The organism is Fertoeibacter niger (assembly GCF_009380135.2).
In the GTDB taxonomy this organism is placed as follows: domain Bacteria; phylum Pseudomonadota; class Alphaproteobacteria; order Rhodobacterales; family Rhodobacteraceae; genus Fertoeibacter; species Fertoeibacter niger.
The window spans coordinates 1-2,169 of record NZ_WHUT02000029.1; the positions used below are offsets into that span (position 1 = coordinate 1).

Here is a 2,169-nt window from a genome sequence, read left to right on the forward strand (position 1 = left end):
GGTGGGGTCCGGGGAGGGGGCAGACAGCCCCCTCCCCGGCGCTTTCCCAGAGTTGGGGTCGGTGCCAGACAGCCCGTGCACCACATTATCCGCCATCGCGCGGTAGAAATTCACCCGCCGCACATCCACCGGCTCGCGGCGCAGGGCATGGGCAATATGGTCCATTACCCGCTCGATCCCCACCATGCCCTGCGGTCCGCCAAAGCCGCGATAGGCGGTGGCCGACTGGGTGTTGGTCTTCAACCGGTGGCTCTCGATCCGCACAGCAGGCAGGAAATAGGCGTTGTCGGCATGCAGCATGGCGCGGTCCGCCACGGGCAGCGACAGATCCTGCGCCCAGCCGCAGCGCATCAGATGCTGAAACTCCAGACCCTGCACCCGCCCCGCGTCGTCGAACCCCGCGCGATACACGATCCGCAGGTCATGGCGCTTGCCGGTGATCATCATGTCATCGTCACGGTCATAGCGCATCTTGCAGGGCTGGCCCGTCGCCCGCGCCGCCAACGCGCAGGCGATCGCCAGCGCATTGCCCTGCGATTCCTTGCCGCCAAAGCCGCCGCCCATCCGCCGCACCTCGACCCGCACCGCATGCATCGGCACATGCAGGGCATGGGCCACCTTGTGCTGGATCTCGGTCGGGTGCTGGGTGGAGGAATGCACCACCATATCCCCACCCTCCTGCGGCAGGGCCAAGGCGATCTGGCCCTCCAGATAGAAATGCTCCTGCCCGCCGACCTCGAATGACCCTTCCACCACATGCGCCGCCCCGGCAATCGCCGCCGCCGCATCGCCCTTCTGCCAGATCACCGGACCCGCCTCGAACCGGCTGTTCGCCGCCAAGGCATCATCCACCGTCAGCAGCGCGGGCAATTCGCGGTAGCTGACCTTGCCCAGCCGCGCCGCCTTGCGCGCGGCCAGATGGCTGTCGGCCACCACCAGAAACAGCGGCTGGCCGACGTAATGCACCCGGCCCAAGGCCAGCAACGGCTCGTCATGCACCGAGGGGCTGCAATCGGGCATCTCGGGCAGGTCATCCGGGCCGATCACCGTCACCACACCGGGGGCTGCGCGCACCGCCGACAGATCCAGCGCCAGAATGTCGCCATGCGCGACGGTGGAAAGGCCGAAGGCCAGATGCAGCGCGCCGCGCGGCGTGGGAATGTCGTCGATATAGCGAGCGGCACCGGTCACATGCAGCGGGGCCGCATCATGCGGCAGGGGTTTGCCCATGCTCATGCCCGCACCTCCAATACCGAAACAGGCGCACCGGCAAGGTCGTGCCAATAGCGGATCAGCATGTTCTGCGCCGCCTCCGTCCGGTAGGCCTCCGAGGCGCGCATGTCGGTCAGCGGCGTGAAATCCTGCGCCATCGCAGGGGTGGCCGCCTGAACCGCAGCCCACTCCCATGGCCGACCCAGCAACGCGGCCTCCACCGCCGCCGCGCGTTTCGGCGTGCCCGCCATGCCGCCAAAGGCGATGCGGGCGCCGGTGACGATGCCGTTTGTGACCGTCACATTGAAACAGCCGCAGACGGCGGAAATATCCTGATCAAAGCGTTTAGACAGCTTGTAGCAGCGCAGCGCCGGGGCCGCCTGCGGGATCGTCACAGCCTCGACGAATTCGCCGGGGCGGCGGTCCTGCCTGCGGTAATCCAGAAAGAAATCCTCCAGCGGCATATCCCGCCGCGCATCGCCCTGCCGCAGGTGCAGGGTGGCCCCCAGCGCGATCAGCGCGGGCGGCCCGTCGCCGATGGGGGAACCATTGGCGATATTGCCGCCGATGGTGGCCGCGTTGCGCACCTGCACCGATGAATAGCGCCGCAGCAGTTCGGCGAAAGACGGGTGCAGGGGCTTCATCGCCTCCCACAGAGCGGAGATCGTGACGCCCGCCCCGATGCGCAGGTTCTCGCCCTGCGGCGTGATCTGCTGCAAGTCCATGACACCGCCCAGAAAGATCACCGGATCCAGCGCGCGCAATTCCTTTGTCACCCACAGGCCCACATCGGTGGCCCCGGCGATCAGCGTGGCCTGGGGCGCGGCGGCATAGGCCCGCGCCAGTTCGTCGGCGCGGCGCGGCTGGAAAGCGCCGGGGAGGGGGCTTTCTGGCACCGACCCCGACTTTGGGAAAGCGCCGGGGAGGGGGCTTTCTGCCCCCTCCCCGGACCCCACC

Annotated in this window: 2 protein-coding genes; both read right to left on the minus strand. The window is 68.1% G+C overall.

Going from position 1 to position 2,169, the window contains the following annotated elements:
• A partial coding sequence (locus GEU84_RS20910) for a molybdopterin cofactor-binding domain-containing protein (protein WP_174540120.1) occupies window positions 1–1,236 on the minus strand: 1,236 nt, incomplete at its 3' end.
• Window positions 1,233–2,169, minus strand: a 937-nt coding sequence (locus GEU84_RS20915) for an FAD binding domain-containing protein (RefSeq protein WP_174540121.1), incomplete at its 5' end; no start/stop codon positions are given. The genes GEU84_RS20910 and GEU84_RS20915, both read right to left, overlap by 4 nt.